This is a genomic window from Pseudomonas fluorescens group sp. PF-69, from assembly GCF_054481235.1.
The window spans coordinates 679,634-695,201 of record NZ_JBTMNC010000001.1; the positions used below are offsets into that span (position 1 = coordinate 679,634).

A 15,568-nucleotide genomic window follows, 5' to 3' on the forward strand; every position below is an offset into this window, starting at 1 on the left:
AACACCCTTAACCAGAGCCTGAACCCATGAAAACCTACAAAGCCTTCATGCAACGTGTGGTCGCTACAGCAGGCCCCCAAGCCAACTTTACCATCACGGTTCAGGCGGTGACCTCTACCATGGCAAAGGTCACCGCTGAAGCGCAGTACCCTGGCTACAAATGCCTGAATGCACCCACTCAGGTGCGTTGAAGTTTTGCCAGTTCATCCTGCAGTTGCAGCGCCAGCCCGCTGGTTCGCTGCACATTGCGACTCACCGCTCCTTCAAATACCCCTGGGCTTGCTTCGACCAGGCTGAACCATTGCTTGGCACGAGTGATGGCGGTGTACAACAGTTCCTTGGTCAGCACAGGGTTCAACGCATCGGGCAACACCAACGTCGTATGGTTGAACTCCGACCCCTGGGACTTGTGCACCGTCATGGCGAAGACCGTCTCGACCTCCACCAGCCGGCTCGGCATCACGAAGCGCACGCCGCCGCTGCCATCGTTTCGCGGGAAGGCCACGCGCAGCACCCGTTCTGCCGAAGGACCCGGCACCCAGAGGGCGATACCAATGTCACCATTCATCAAGTTCAGGCTGTAGTCGTTGCGGGTGACCAGTACCGGCCGCCCTTCGTACCAGCCCTGATCACCGGACAACAGCTCGCAGCGGCGCAGTTCGGCGGCGACACGCTGGTTCAGCCCCTCAACGCCCCATGGCCCGCGACGCAGTGCGCAGAGCAGGCGAAACTCATCGAATGCGGTCAACACTTTGCCGGCCCAAGCGGCCCAGCGTTCATCGTCCCAGGCGGTGTCGCTCCCGGGGCGCAGGTCTCGTAGCTGCTCAAGGTAATGACGATAGCCAGGGGCATCGCCTTTACCGTTGATAATCAAATCGGTGAGCGCGGCATCGTGCTCGCCTCGCAACTTGAGGTTGAACAGCTGAGGTAATTGCTGATCGAGCAGACCTCGTGCTTCAACAGCGTTTTTCTCATTGACCAGCTTCGCCAGACGCCCGATCCCTTGCTCGGCGTCGAAACGCCGGGAGTAGCGCAACATCACGGTTTGCTGGGCCAGCGGATCGCCCAGACCGACCGCCGTTTGCAATCCCGGCGCGCTGACTGCCTCACCACTGTGGGTCTTCAGCCAGGCCATGGTCTGCTCGCTGTAGCCGCCGGCTTCAGCATCACGACACAGGTCGCCCAACACCGAACCGGCATCCACCGACGCCAACTGATCCTTGTCACCCAGCAGGATCAGGCGGGCCTGCCAGGGCAAGGCATCGAGCAGGCAAGCCATCATTTCCAGGTCGATCATCGACGCTTCATCGACCACCAACACATCCAGTTCCAGTGGTTTATCGCGATGGTGGATGAAGTTGCGCGAATCCGGTCGACTGCCCAGCAATCGGTGCAACGTGGACACATCGGTGGGAATCGCCTCTCGCACCGGGGCACTGACAGGCAACTCACGCACCGCCTTGCCGATGGATTCGGACAAGCGTGCCGCCGCTTTGCCGGTGGGGGCCGCGAGTCGAATGCGCAGCGGTTTGCCTTCCTCCACGGCGGGGGTTTGCAATAGCCCCAGCAGACGCACGACAGAGGTGGTCTTGCCGGTGCCGGGGCCACCGGTGATGACACTGAAATTGCCCCGCGCCGCCAGGGCGCAGGCGATTTTCTGCCAGTCGCTACCGCGCTCGCCCTTGACCTCGAAGGCGTCCGGGAACAAGGCATCGAGCCGACTGGAGAGGCTGTGCGGCGTCACCGTTTCCACACTCAAACGGCGACTCAACGCCTGAGCAATGCTGCGTTCGTAATTCCAGTAACGGCGCAGGTACAGGCGCTGCCCGGTCAACACCAGTGGCCGCTCCGGGAAACGCTGCGGCTCGTCCCGATCCTCCACTAGCGAACTCAAGGCCAACGCTTGACGCCACCGGGCGATGTCCAGGCCCAGCAACCATTGCGACGGTAACTGACTGCCCTCCTCACCTTCAGGTGGCAACGACAACACAAAGTCCGGCGCGTGCAACGTGGCGGCCAGATCCAGGCAGGAATGCCCGCGCCCCAGTTGGTGACTGGTCATCGCGGCGGCCAGCAACACACTGGCTTTGGCCTGGGGGTCCTGCTCAAGAATGAAGGTGGCGAACGAACGATCCAGCGCGCGCAACCAGCCAAGGCTCACCCAATTGTCCAGTTGATGCAGCAGCTCCGTGCCGCTGGCATCACCTATTAACACCGCCGGCTGGTCAACGTTGCGCTGGCTGTTGCTGAGTTGTTTAAGGGTCTGGCTCATACGCTGGCCTCCGCGTGTTGCCCCATGAAGAGTTGGTCCAGCTGTTCAATCAATTGCCGCGGTGGCCTTTCGAAATGAACCCCTTGAGTCGGTGCCTGGTGGCCACGGACGAACAGATACAACGCCCCGCCCATGTGCTGTTCATAGTCATAACCAGGAAGACGCAGATTGAGCTGGCGATGCAAGGCCAGCAGATACAGGCACAGCTGCAGGTCGTAACGCTTGTCCAGCATCGTCGCGACCATCGCCTCGGCGTCGTAGGCCTGATCGTTGCTGCCCAACCAGTTGGATTTGTAGTCCGCTACGTAGTAGCGACCTTGATATTCAAACGTCAGGTCGATAAAGCCTTTGAACATGCCGTTCAACTCATTGGCGGCCAGTACGGGACGCGGTGCACCACCCAACGTGTATTGCCGCACCAGTGCATCAAGGCGCTGAACGTTCACCGCGCGACTGGAAAACCAAAACTCCATCTCTACCTGATAGGTGCTGAGGGTCGATAGTTTGCACTGAGTACCGTTGAATCGCAGTGGCGCATTCAGATAGCTGCCCAGCCAATCGGACAGAGGCTCGATCCAGGTCTCCCAATCGCGCAGATTACAGCGCCGGGCAACGGTGTTATGCAGGGTTTCAGGATTACCAGCAGCCTTGGCGAAGCCTTCGCGGCCGGCCCATTCGAATAATCCGTGCAAAAAGGTGCCCGGGCCCGCCCCTCGAGGAAAACCGTGAATCCCGGCCCCTGCAGGCAAGGCCTCAGCTTCGTCTTGTTCCTGCAAATTGGCTTCCAGCGCGGTCGCAGGCTCAAGACTGACACACGGTTCTGCCCCCATCAGGACATTGCCGTCAGCAATGGCCAAGGCGGAGTAACTGGCAATCCACCAGTTTGCCGCTAGCTTGTGTAAGGGTCGCAATGCCGGCCCCACCGGCGGTGGCGCTGGTGCCGCATGCACATCGTCGGACGGCACCGGCGCTGCGCACACCGCAATGTCCGTGCAGCCGCTAGCCAAGCCCTCGACCACACCAGGCAGTTGTGCCGCTGCGATCGGCTTCTCACCCGCCAGCATGTAGCCCAATCCGGCCTTGTGCAGATCCGTCGATGTGCCTCCTGCCCTGGGGCCCTGAGGCGCCACACAGATCCAGGTGGCGTAACGGGCTCGCGTCAGGGCAACGTAGAGCAGGCGCATCTCTTCGCCCATGCGCTCATTGTTGGCAAGCGCCTGTGCCGGTTTGGCCAGATCGCCCTTGATCAGCTCGATCACCAGACCCTTGTCGTCGTGAAACATGGGCGGTGTTGTGCTTCGGCCATCGATCGCCCTGGCGCTACAGGCAAACGGCAGCAGCACCAATGGGTATTCCAGGCCCTTGGACTTGTGCACGGTGATGACCTTGATCAGGTCCGAATCGCTTTCCAGGCGCAGAATTTCTTCTTCGCTCTGGCCATCGACCTGCTCGGCCAGGTGACGGATCAACGCATGCTCGCCATCGAGTTCGGCTGCGCTGCGTTGCAACCATTCGGCCAGATGCAATAGGTTGGTCAAGCGCCGCTCACCCTGATCTTCCAGAAGTAAACGGGCCGGCACCTTGAACGTGGCAAGCAGCTTTCGCAGCATCGGCAGCACGCCTTGTTGTTGCCACAACACCCGAAAATCGCGGAACAGCAAAACCTGTTGTTCCCAGAACAACTCATCCTGATTCAATTGCTCCAGGGTCTGCCATGTCAGCCCGACGCTTCGGGTCGCCATGGCCGCACGCACCAGCCGGTCGCTGGTGGGTTGAGCGCACGCGCGCAGGATATACAACAGGTCTCTGGCTTCTTCGCTTTCGAAGACCGAGTCCCTGTCGGAGAGATAGACACTAGCCAGCTGTCGATGCGCAAGGGCCTTGCGGATGGCTTCGGCTTCCTTGCGATTACGTACCAGAATGGCGATATCGGCGGGCCGCAAGGCGACGAATTCACCATTCTCTTTCAGCAAACCCGAACGCTCGGTTGCCGCGGGATCAAGCCAGGCCTGAATCGCCGATGCCGAGGCTTCAGCGGCTTTGCGCAAGTAGGTGGCGTTATTGACCACGCCCTCGGTTTCCAGCTGCCAGAAGGTCAAGGCCGGTTGATCCGTCCCTTTGATCTGCAACACATCGTCACGCCCATTGGCCTGGACGCTGTTGAATGGGACCGGGTTGCCCTGGTCTTCTGTGGCAAACCGAAATGCGCCGCGAGGCTGGGCTTCAGCGAACCGGAAGCAGTGGTTGACCGCGTCGACCATCGCCTTGGTGGAGCGATAGTTGGTCCCCAGCGTGTAATGACGGCCAGCCGTCGCCTCGCGCGCCTGGAGGTAAGTGTAGATGTCCGCGCCACGGAAGGAATAGATCGCCTGTTTCGGGTCGCCGATCATGAACAGGCCGCAGTCATCCAGGTTGTCCGGGATGCGGTAAATGGTTTCGAAGATCCGGTATTGAACCGGGTCGGTGTCCTGGAATTCATCGATCAGGGCGACCGGGTACTGCTTGCGAATGGTCTCGGCCAGACGAGCGCCGGACGGGCCTTGCAAGGCTTGGTCAAGACGATTGAGCAGGTCCTCGAAGCCGATTTCGGCACGACGGCGCTTTTCTTCATCAAAGCGCTCACGCACTTCATGCAAGGCGTGCAGCAGCAACTGAGCCCGAATATCGACTTTCGCATCACGCTGTTCGACCCATAGATCGATCGCCTTGAACGCCTGATGTTCAGGTGCCACGGCCTTTCCATTCAGTGTTATGCCTGTCTGACCGAAGGCGTGTACGTTGTGCGGTGCCGGTTGCCCCCTGGACCACTGCGCCAGTTTGTTCAGGAGACCGTTGAAGACGTCATCCTGTTTGATTTTTCTGTAAGTATTGCCACTCATGTGAGGACGAATGCTGCGCAACACCTCCTCGAGTTCGTTCTGATGCTCAAGCCAAAGCTTTCGAGCGTTACGCTCCAGTTCGCCGACTGCTCCGTACCATTCACCCGGTTCTTGAAGTAACGCTTGCAACGAGCCTGGGGCTTCAAGGGGCTGAGTGTTGTATTGATAGGTCGCATCCCGTCGCGCCAGCAACGAACCAAGTGCATCCCCCAGTTCCTGCGGGCTTTTGAAACAATCACCGATGGCTCGGGCCTGCTCCACCGGCAATTCATAGAAATGCCGACGCCAATAGTCCCTGACCAGCTCGGCCAACAATTCGCTCTGATCGGTCTCCAGTGTCTGGGTGAACAGGCTGCCACTGTCGAAGGCATGCTCACGCAACATCCGATAGCACCAGCCATGGATGGTCGAGACAGCCGCTTCATCCATCCACTCACCCGCCAGTTGCAGCCGACGCGCGCAATCGGGCCATTCCTGCGGCGGGTACTCGGCACGCAGTTGCTGCAGCAGCTTGTCGTGTTCGCGCTCAGGTTCCAGAAAGCACTGTGCCGCTTCGGTCAAACGCGCACGAATACGGTCGCGCAGTTCTTGAGTCGCCGCATCAGTGAAGGTTACGACCAGAATCTGCGGTGGTGTCAGCAGGTCCTTGAAGGCGGCTTCACCTCCATGACCAAGCACAAGACGCACGTACAACAAGGCGATGGTGAAGGTTTTGCCAGTACCGGCACTCGCCTCGATCAATCGGCTGCCATGCAAGGGAAAGTCGAGGGGGTTGAGATTCAACGGTTTCATTGGTCGCTCCCTGCGCGGCTCGAAGAAAGATGATTGAACAGTCCGCCATACAGGCGCGTGGCCCATGAGGCGAAATGACCGGAGGCGCACAGCTGATCGAAGTCAGCGTAGGCACGGCGCAAGGCGAAAGAGCTGTCCGCCTCTCCAGTGCGCATGTAACCCCCCTCGAACGTCTCGCGGGCTTTCTCGGAAGTCGCGTCGTTGTCTTCCCCGCCTTCCCCCACTTCCTCGAGCCAGGCGAATGCGCTTTTGCAGGCGACCGGCAGCGGTTCACGCATGCCCGCCACCCAGGCGTCGAGCAGCGACTGCAACTGTTCTTGTGCCTGTTGCATTGGCATTGGCCGGAACACTACATCCCCGTTCAAGCTGACCAGAATCGTGGTGCAGCCCGGTTCGCTCAACTGCAACGCCAGATGCCGTACCCAGGGGCGAACCAGGTTGTGCCAGCGCCAACTGTCGTCGTTGCATAGCTTCTTGCTGTCCAGCTGCAAGTAGGCTCGCTCACCTTGGGCATTGCGGCGAATGCCACCGAGCCAGTCACTCAATCCCGGGGTCGGTTCGTGCGCCGCGATCGTTGCGGCGGTCTGGCCCTCCTCGATTTCCGGCCACGCCTGCAACTGCCCGTGATAACGCTCCAGCATGTCTGGCAGTGGCTCGGCCAATGCAGATGCGCTCAACGTGCCGAAGCCGCCCAGCGGCAACTTGCCTTCACGCTGTAAACGCTGCACATGCAGATCAAGCTCGGCCACCGCGTCCTCAGGTCGGTAGTCCTCTTCTACCCAACGCTTGAGCGCCTGGCTGAGTCGGTCCTGGTGTTGCCAGTTCTCAAGGCCGTCGAGCTGAAAGGTTTCGTCGTCGCGGCTGGTCAATTCGTCATTGTCGAAATTGACCTTGAGCCGCTGCTGGAAGAATGCCCCCACGGGGTCGCGTACAAACCCAGCCAGTTGGCGCAGGGTCAATGGCGTGTCTTGCGCGAGCTTTGGCAATACGTCGACCGAGAGTTCCTCCGCCCGCGACTCATGCACCTCACGCCACTCATGGGAATAGGTAAACAGTCCATCAGGCCCGGGCTGGTCGGCAAAGTAGGCCGCGCTGAAAGGCTGTAGCGGATGTTCCTGGGTCAAGGCATGCAGCAGCGACCCAGGCGGCGCCGATCGCCAGCCACTGGCCAGGTGATCACGCAGCTGACCGATCAGCACCGAGGGCACGCGCTCGCTATTGTCGCGGATGTTGCGGCCAACCCAGCTGACGTAAAGCTGCTCTCGGGCCGACAATAGCGCCTCCAGCAACAGGTAGCGGTCATCTTCACGGCGGGAGCGGTCACCGGGGCGGTAATCGTTGCGCATCAGGTCAAAGTCGACAGGCGACTGTTGACGCGGGTAGTCACCATCGTTCATGCCCAGCAGGCACACCACTTTGAACGGGATCGCACGCATAGGCATCAGCGTGCAGAAGTTCACTGCACCGGCGAGAAATCGCTGCGACAAGCCGCCCTCCTCTATGCCGGAAAGCCAGGTTTCATGCATCACGCTCAACGGCAAGGGCTCGGCGAACTGCGCGGACTCGCAAGTGCACAGCCAGTCATCGAGCAGCTTGAGCAATTGGTTGACCAGCAACTCTTCGGCATCCCCCACCGGGCGGAAGAACACCTTCAACAGCGATTGCAGGCGCTCGACCCAGAGTACCGGCGTGGCCGGCTGCTGCAGGTCCTCCCGGGCAATTTCCAGGTGATCGAGCAAGGTCAACAGAGGCCCCGCCAGTGCGGCTTCCAGGCCGGAAACCTCGTCATAGGGCTCGATTCCATTCAGTTCAGGCCCTTGGCCGGCCGCGTAGCCCAACAGCATGCGGCGCATACCAAAGCGCCAAGTGTTTTGCTCCAGGCCCGCAGGCATGTCCAGGCTTTCGCGCTGCTGCGCATCGAGGCCCCAGCGCACGCCGGCACCGTCGATCCAGCGCTGCAGGATCGGCACATCCGCTTCCTTGATGCCGAAGCGCGCCCGCAGCGCCGGCACATCCAGCAGGTCGAGAATATCGCTGACGGCGAAGCGGCTATGGGGCAGTTTGAGCAAGTGTTCGAGGGCGATCAGCAATGGCTGGCGGCCACGCTGCCCCTGGTCGGCCAGGGTAAAGGGCAGATAACGAGGGTCATGACGCGGCACCTGACCGAACACGGCCTCGATATGCGGTGCATACGCATTGATGTCCGGCACCATCACAATCACATCACGCGGGCTTAGCTCAGGATTGGCACTGAAGCGAGCGAGCAACTGATCGTGCAGCACTTCCACTTCACGTTGCGCACTGTGGACCACGTGAAAGCGTACCGAACGATCCTGTGCAACATCGACAGGGCCCCATACTTCGCGGGTTTCAGCCAAAGGACGCAATTCAAGAATGTCGCTTTGCAATTGACCTAGGAGGCTTGAAGGTGGCTCGTCATTGAACAGGTCGATACGTCCGCCGTTCAGGCCCTCGAACAGGTGTCGATAACTAGTCGGCTCGTCATAGTGGTCGAGCAAATTGATGTAGTCGCGACCTTGCTTGCCCCACGCGGCGAGCAACGGCTGACCATGTTGGCTCGTCGCCATAGAGGCACTTCTGTTTGGCTGACGGCGATAGGCATGGCCCAGCAAGTCTTTGTCAGCGACGATATCGCCCCAGTGATGGCGACAAGGGTTGTGCACACACAGCAACACCTGGCTGTAGCGCGAGAGTATCTCCAGGGCTTCCAGAACCTGTGCCGGCATAGATGAAATACCAAACACCACCACACGCCGAGGTAAACCATTCGGGGTCCGCCCTGGTTCACGCAGGCGTGCGACAAAACGCTTGTGAACACCGGCACGGCTCTGCTCAAGAGCACCCTCGCCAACATCCGCCAATACTTCACGCCACAGCTCCGCTTGCCACAGATTGTCGGGATCCAGCGGCTTCACACCGCCTTTGATGTGCTTTAGCTGATCACGCCCGGCCGCCCAGTCCTCCAGCCAATCTGCGCGATAGACCTGATACTGATCAAACAGGTCCGCCAGCCGCTCGGAGAGTTGGTAGAGCTTGCGCTGATCGTCATCCTCCTGAAGGAATCGCCGCAAACTGCTGAAATTGGTTTTGCTGAGCAATCGAGGCAGCAAGCGCATGAGTCGCCAACTCAGTGCCGCCTTGTCCAGCGGGGAGGACTCTGGTGTCGTCTCAGCCCCCAATACAAACCTGTAGGTCTGCCAAAGGAAACGTGCAGGAAGTTGCACATCCAACGCTGCTGCGATACCGCAGCCACCGATATCAGGATCTTCAGCCAGCGCCAGCTTCAACCATTGAGCAATACCGTTGCTGTGCACCAGCACGACTTCGTTTTCCAGAGGGGCCAACGGGTAGCGCTGCATCCAGCTCACCGCTAGCTCACGTAAATCGTCCAAGCGATTGCCGTGAATAATCATGAAGCCAGACTTCAACGAATCCGCATCCTGCATAACGCTTTCCTCAGGTCTGAATGCTCAGCTCTGCGATACAGAGCAGCAAAATGCTATCACTTTAATCCGATATATCCATGCATCACCATCTCTACGAAGATGCACCGCCTCTGGGAGCCGAGGATAGGAGGCACACCTAAAAACAAGTCTCGATTGAATCTAGGTAACACGGTTCAACTCAAAAATATTTCAATCCTACATAACAGCTATGACATCACCACCAAGGAGCTTCGCCCCATGTCATTGCAGTGCCCTCGCTGTCACTCTCCCAAAGTCGTGTCATTCCATCACGCCATGAAGATCACCGCTGCAGTAGGCACTGTTGGCGGCGCGGCTCGTGGCATCAGCGCTGCATTAGCAGGCGGTCAGGCTGGTGCAGCCATTGGCGCTATCGCTGGTCCTGTCGGTATCACCATCGGTTCAGTCTCTGGCGCCATTCTCGGTGGACTCGCCGGCGGCGTTAGCGGCTGCGCACTCGGCGCCCAGCTTGGCGAAAAGTTGGATCGCCACGTCCTAGCCCACAACCTCTGCCTGCTCTGTGGCCACCGCTTCAACCTACCTGCTTAAACCATTTTTCCTCTCTCATTTATCACGTCCGGAAAGTGCTGCACCTGGTGCAGCGCTTTATGCCGGATTGCACCCAAAGGAATCACAACCATGACTCATCTCGTCGAAACTATGGCCTACACTGGAGCAACTCCCTGGCACGGCCTTGGCAATCACCTCTCGCAGAAACAACCCATCGAAGTTTGGCAACGCGAAGCCGGCATGAACTGGAAAATCGAGGAAAGCCCAGTTCACTTTAAGTCGGATGCTGTCGGCCACCTGGGTACCATCCACTCCTTCCCCGAGCAGAAGGTGCTCTACCGATCAGATACCAAGGCACCACTGTCGGTGGTCTCGCAGCGCTATCACACCGTTCAGCCGCGTGAGGTGCTGGAGTTCTATCGGGATCTCACCGAGGTCTCCGGCTACGAGCTGGAGACTGCGGGAGTACTCAAGGGCGGTCGCAAGTTCTGGGCGTTGGCGCGTACCGGGCAAGGTGCTGCGCTCAAGGGTAACGATCAGGTCAACGGCTACCTGCTGCTGGCAACGTCCTGCGACGGCACCCTTGCCACCACGGCAACCCCCACCACCGTACGGGTGGTCTGCAACAACACCTTGACCATCGCCTTGGACGGCACCAGCCGCGCCATCAAGGTGCCGCACAACACCCGCTTTGATCCGAAGGCCGTGAAGAAGCAACTCGGCATAGCCGTCTCCGGTTGGGACGAGTTTATGTACCGCATGCGCCATCTTGCCGAACGCAAGGTGCAATGGCATGAGGCGCTGGGATTTTTCATGACCGTGCTGTGTGAGACCAATCCAACCGGCGCACTGCCGGAGGTACTGCCCAACGAACGCGCCCTGCGAAAGGTTCAGGAGCTGTACGAAGGTCGCGGCCGAGGCAGTCAGCTGGACTCGGCTCGAGGTACCGCCTGGGGCCTGCTTAACGCCGTAACCGAGTACGTCGACCATGAACGTCGAGCTCGTAGCAACGAGTACCGCATGGACTCGGCCTGGTTCGGCCAAGGGGCGCAGATCAAGCAACGTGCTCTGGACACCGCCCTGCAGCTTGTCGCCTAACCGGTTACTTCCTCCCCCCCCAAAAAAACGCCCGATCAGCAACGAGGCTGATCGGGCGTTTCTATTTCTGCAAGGTGAACGCTATGAACGCTACTCCGTTGCGCAGCACTAGCAAGGCTCGTCCAGCGCTGCGCCTGATCAGCACCAAGGAACTGCCTCGTGAAGATTGGCTGGCGGTGCGCAAGCAAGGCATCGGCAGCTCGGATGCCGGCGCTGCGGTGGGTCTAAATCCCTACAAATCGCAGTTGGAGCTGTGGCTGGAGAAAACCGGTCGAGACACCACTCTGCCAAAAGCCGACCCACATGATGAAGAAAGTCCGATGTACTGGGGCAACGTGCTGGAACCAATCGTGGCCTGGCATTACAGCAAGCGTACTAAGAATAAGGTGCGACGTATCAACGCCGTATTGCAGCATCCGAATCCGGATATGTCCTGGATGCTAGCCAACATCGACCGTGAGGTGATCGGCGCGGACGACGTGCAGATCCTAGAATGTAAGACCGCCGGCATAAACGGGGCACGTCTCTGGAAGGAAGGTGTACCCGAGTATGTAGAACTGCAAGTGATGCACCAACTCGCAGTCACCGGCAAGCAGGCGGCAGATGTAGCGGTGCTGCTCGGCGGTCAGCACCTGGAGATCCATCGTATCGAGCGAGATGAGCAGATGATCGCCCGCCTGATCGAACTGGAGCGTAAGTTCTGGAACTACGTGGAAACCGATACTCCGCCGCCAGCCGACGGCAGTGCATCGGCCGAGGCGGCTTTGCGCTGCTTGTACCCGGAGGACAACGGTCAGACCGTCGACTTCAGCGGCCATGCAGGATTGGCTGCGGCCTACTTAGAGCTCAAGGCCGTGCGCCAGTCGATTGCCGACAAGGAAAAGCGCGAGGCTGAGCTCAAGCAGATGCTGCAGCAGGCCATGGGCGATGCCAGTCGGGCGGAGTTCTCCAGCGGCTACGTCTCCTGGCGCAAGGCCAAGGACAGCATCGGTCTCGATGTCGCTCAACTGCTCCAGGACAAGCCCTACCTGCAGGCCAAGTACCCGCTGCTGAAACCCGGTGCACGGCGTTTCCTGGTCGGCTGATTTCCACCCCTTTCACCTTTCCCTCCCCTTGGCCAGTCCATGCAGTTCGCGCTGCGTGACTGGCTTTTTTTCATTTCCAGGAGAAACATCATGTTGAAAGGCTTAGCACTGACTCCGCCCGTGCTCGGACGCATCTCTATCGGCAAAGTCGTTGAAAGAAACGGTAAACGCCTGCCGGAAAAAGATGATCAGTTCACCATCACATCCCAGGTACAAAGCAGGGATGGCTGGCTGCTACATCCACTCAACGACGAACTGCGCCAGTGTAAGGAAGACAAACTGCGCAGTATTCCTATGCGCCTATTGTTCAACGAACCGGAGCTGAATTTCCGGGCCGATTACACCCTGTTCGACCGGCAGTCCGGGCGACCGTTGTGCGTGGGCAATGGTGAAACCTGCAAGCGCGCTGCGCAGGACGGCATACAGTCTCTGCCCTGCCCTTCGCCCGATGCCTGCCCACTGGCCAAAGGCGGTGCCTGCAAGCCTTACGGGCGACTGAATGTGATTATCGGTGATGAGGATTCGTTGGGTAGCTTTGTGTTCCGCACCACCGGATTCAACAGCATCCGCACCCTGGCCGCTCGACTACATTACTTCCAGGCCATCTCGGGTAATCGACTGGCTTGCCTGCCGCTGGAGCTGCGTCTACGCGGTAAATCCACCCGGCAAAGCCATGGCACGCCGATCTTCTATGTCGACCTCACGATACGCGCTGGCATGGATATGAGCGAAGCACTGCAGAAGGCGAGCGAGCTGGATACACAGCGGCAAACAGCAGGTTTCGATCAGAGGGCTCTAGATGACGCGGCTCGCCGAGGCTTCGGCAACGGCGCCTTCGAGGACAGCGAGGAGGACAGTCACGTCGTGATCGAGGAGTTCTTCATAAACTCGGAGCCCGCCAGCACCTCTAGCCAGGGTGAATCGCAGCCAGCTCCTAACTCCCTCGCGAGGAAACTAGAAGCCCTCACCTCGCAGGCCCACTGAATCAAACCTGTCGGTGCCGAGTACATCGGCCAGGCACAAGATCTTGGAGACCCGCCATGTCGCTAGTGCAATTTTTGCTCTGCTTGTTCATATTCATCGGCGCGCTTGCAGCCGCCGGGGCGCTGGTGCTGAGTATTCTGCTCATGCTGCGCTTCCCACCGCTGTTACTGGCCGTGGTGCTGGCCTGCTGGATCCTGAGTCGCTTGCTCAGACTAATTTCCCCCAGCCGGGGAAATCCCACCTGAAATATTCCAAGTAACCGTCAGCGGCCATGCACACGGCCGCTTTTACCAGGAGAATGAATCATGCTTCGATACTGCTTGATCTGCGACTCCAAGGCCGTCCTAACTAGGGAAGCAGCCAAAGGCATCACCCTGTTACTCGGCCTGGCTGACAGCGCGCTGCGAGAAGCGCAGAAATCTAATGAGAATACCTAAGCGCCAGGCAGCCATCTGCTCATCAATGGGTTGGCCGCTATCACTGCCGCGTATCCATCGGCGTTGCGCGTAGCCGAGGATGTCGCTAAATATCACTTCGCGGGGTTCAACTGTTGTGCCTACGCTGTGGTGCTCTGTTCGACGAGCCTGAGGAAAAGAATCCTCTGAAACAAGAAAGCAACCGCCGTGACTGAGCCCATCAGTCGCGATCAAGCCTAGTGACAAGACGCTCCACCATGTCCATGACGAAGTCGCGGTCATGCGCCTCCAGCCTAGACAGCAAGTCATAGAGCCTGCGCGCCTGGTCCTCAGGGCGTGAACTCCCCTCGGTCAGCAGTTCAGCCGTTTCACAACGAAAAACCGCTGCCAGCTCCACCAAACGCTCGATGTTGGGCATAACGATCCCTCGCTCGATACGGGATACGGCCTCGCTTCCAATCCCAAGCTTTTCCGCAACCTGCTCCTGACTCAGCTTGCAACGAGCACGCTGGCGAGCAACTGCTTGGCCAACAAGCTCCGCCAACTGCTTCGATTCGGTTTTTGACATGCCACCCTCCAGTCCAACCTGGATAGTTGGCTATCAACCTGTTGACATGAAGGACTTATCAAACCGAGACTCACCCTGAAAAGTTGGTATTGCACCCTTTCTCAAAACCACTATCTCTTGCAGGGAGCTCAGAAAACCCATGATCGTCGTAACAGGTCTGAATGAAGCGCAGATTGAAGGTCTCGTGAAAAGTAAAGCGTCCTTCGAGATCCATGGTCTCAGGGGCAATTTCATGGCAGGTATCAAACTGGTTGAAACCAAGATTGAAAGCCAGGGGCAGAAGTGTCGAGTCAAAAGCGATGTGAAAAGTGCAATGGTACAAGGCGGCGCACTCGGCGCCGTATTCACCGTCCTGACAACACCTGCAACATTGACCATAGCGACATTAACGGCTGCAGCAGGCGTAGGTCATGCGCTCGTTACCTACAACCCCGACTACGAAATCATCAAGGACTACGTCAACAAGCGGCTCAAGGTTGTTTACAAGAAATAGCAGCTTTGCTCAGCCCTCTCGTCAAACCCTTCAGAGTAAGAAATAAACCATGAAACGTATCCTCAGCATCCTTCTTCTCGCGTCCTGTGCTCACGCCAACGCTGAAATCTCCGCGTACCAAGGTACAGCGGCTTTCTTTCCCGACGAGAAATCGACGCACAACCTCCCGGAGGCAATTCCATGCGTCACCCGCCCAGCAGCGACGGGTCAACCGATGCTCTTTTGTACTTGGCTCACCAGCACGCGCTACGTGGATATCTGGGACGCTCAGCGCCAGCAAAGCGTTCGTATCACCAATAAGGTCAATGGCATGTGTCAGCGTGGCAGCTGCCGAATCCAAGGTGCAGAGGTAGGTCACTGGAAGGAGAACACTCCATTTCAACTCTCTATTTGGTATCGCATAGGCAGTAGCACCGATGGCAAGCCAGTCGCCTACCGCACCGACGCGTCTCGGCAAGTATCGTACGTTGAAGCTGGCAGCCTCTTGATGAGGTTCTATCTTGACGCAGGTGTTCCAGACAATGAGCTGGCCTCGACTTTCGATAAGCGTTACATCGGTGGTTGGGCAGCGTGGAATCAGGAGAAGGGCGGAGCTGCATCCGCAGCAACGAACACTCCTGCCGCTCCCCAGTCCGAATGGCCAGAAGTCAAAACCGCCTGGTGTAACCCACGTGCCGACGATGACTGCTATATCAACAACAAGAAGGTGTCAGTATCTGAACTGGGTAAATGGTTGCCGGACATCAGCGAATCGAATGCCGACCAGTTAGGTGGCCACTGTGAAACCATCCTCTGCTTCGATAAAGATGACCAGCCAATGGGCTATCTGTTGCAATAACAAACTTTATGCCGGGGGACCAATCAACGTCAGCGAAGCTCCATTACTATCCCACCCATTGCTTCGGTAGCCGCATTACTAATAGAGGGAGCATAACGATTTCCCTCTTTTTTTACTTATCGGTGAAATGGCATAGTGTTCTGATCGC

12 protein-coding genes are annotated in these 15,568 nt (G+C 58.5%); 8 read left to right on the plus strand and 4 right to left on the minus strand.

Translation table 11 applies throughout. The features are described from left to right. Window positions 1–26 precede the first annotated feature (26 nt). The gene (locus tag ACX3YF_RS03135; RefSeq protein WP_177333579.1) at window positions 27–191 is read left to right on the plus strand and encodes a hypothetical protein; all 165 of its coding nucleotides are present in this window, start codon (window positions 27–29) and stop codon (window positions 189–191) included. Here ACX3YF_RS03135 and recD read toward each other — a convergent pair. The 3 genes from recD to recC are packed head-to-tail and all read right to left on the minus strand — an operon-like array spanning window position 179 to window position 9,410. Continuing rightward, window positions 179–2,272, minus strand: a complete 2,094-nt coding sequence (recD, locus tag ACX3YF_RS03140; RefSeq protein ID WP_458973391.1) for an exodeoxyribonuclease V subunit alpha — start codon at window positions 2,270–2,272, stop codon at window positions 179–181. The genes ACX3YF_RS03135 and recD overlap by 13 nt on opposite strands. After that, window positions 2,269–5,943, minus strand: coding sequence for an exodeoxyribonuclease V subunit beta (gene recB / locus ACX3YF_RS03145; RefSeq protein WP_458973392.1), 3,675 nt, complete (start codon window positions 5,941–5,943; stop codon window positions 2,269–2,271). Before recB ends, recD begins: the two co-directional genes overlap by 4 nt. Then, the gene (gene recC, locus ACX3YF_RS03150; protein ID WP_458973393.1) at window positions 5,940–9,410 is read right to left on the minus strand and encodes an exodeoxyribonuclease V subunit gamma; all 3,471 of its coding nucleotides are present in this window, start codon (window positions 9,408–9,410) and stop codon (window positions 5,940–5,942) included. The genes recB and recC overlap by 4 nt, the downstream gene beginning before the upstream one ends. Window positions 9,411–9,647: 237 nt before the next feature. Here recC and ACX3YF_RS03155 point away from each other — a divergent pair, with 237 nt between their 5' ends. The 5 genes from ACX3YF_RS03155 (at window position 9,648) to ACX3YF_RS03175 (ending at window position 13,350) form a co-directional block, all read left to right on the plus strand. Beyond that, window positions 9,648–9,977, plus strand: coding sequence for a hypothetical protein (locus tag ACX3YF_RS03155; RefSeq protein ID WP_458974825.1), 330 nt, complete (start codon window positions 9,648–9,650; stop codon window positions 9,975–9,977). A 90-nt stretch (window positions 9,978–10,067) separates the two neighbouring features. Next, window positions 10,068–11,036: a DUF932 domain-containing protein gene (locus ACX3YF_RS03160; protein ID WP_258695079.1), complete on the plus strand. Its 969-nt coding sequence runs from the start codon at window positions 10,068–10,070 to the stop codon at window positions 11,034–11,036. A gap of 83 nt (window positions 11,037–11,119) precedes the next feature. Continuing rightward, window positions 11,120–12,121, plus strand: coding sequence for a YqaJ viral recombinase family nuclease (locus ACX3YF_RS03165; RefSeq protein WP_458973394.1), 1,002 nt, complete (start codon window positions 11,120–11,122; stop codon window positions 12,119–12,121). Window positions 12,122–12,211: 90 nt separating this feature from the next. Continuing rightward, entirely contained in the window at window positions 12,212–13,105 is an 894-nt protein-coding gene (locus tag ACX3YF_RS03170; protein WP_458974826.1) for a recombination directionality factor, read from the plus strand. A 56-nt stretch (window positions 13,106–13,161) separates the two neighbouring features. Beyond that, the gene (locus tag ACX3YF_RS03175) at window positions 13,162–13,350 is read left to right on the plus strand and encodes a hypothetical protein (RefSeq protein WP_458973395.1); all 189 of its coding nucleotides are present in this window, start codon (window positions 13,162–13,164) and stop codon (window positions 13,348–13,350) included. Window positions 13,351–13,741: 391 nt separating this feature from the next. On the opposite strand, the gene ACX3YF_RS03180 is transcribed toward ACX3YF_RS03175, so the two are convergent. Next, on the minus strand, window positions 13,742–14,089 hold the full coding sequence (locus tag ACX3YF_RS03180) for a helix-turn-helix domain-containing protein (protein WP_458973396.1): 348 nt from the start codon (window positions 14,087–14,089) through the stop codon (window positions 13,742–13,744). Window positions 14,090–14,228: 139 nt separating this feature from the next. Here ACX3YF_RS03180 and ACX3YF_RS03185 point away from each other — a divergent pair, with 139 nt between their 5' ends. Both ACX3YF_RS03185 and ACX3YF_RS03190 read left to right on the plus strand, forming a co-directional pair. Further along, on the plus strand, window positions 14,229–14,582 hold the full coding sequence (locus tag ACX3YF_RS03185; RefSeq protein WP_458973397.1) for a hypothetical protein: 354 nt from the start codon (window positions 14,229–14,231) through the stop codon (window positions 14,580–14,582). A gap of 49 nt (window positions 14,583–14,631) precedes the next feature. Then, complete coding sequence (locus tag ACX3YF_RS03190; RefSeq protein WP_458973398.1) at window positions 14,632–15,420, plus strand: hypothetical protein; 789 nt, start codon at window positions 14,632–14,634, stop codon at window positions 15,418–15,420. The last annotated feature ends 148 nt before the right edge of the window (window positions 15,421–15,568 follow it).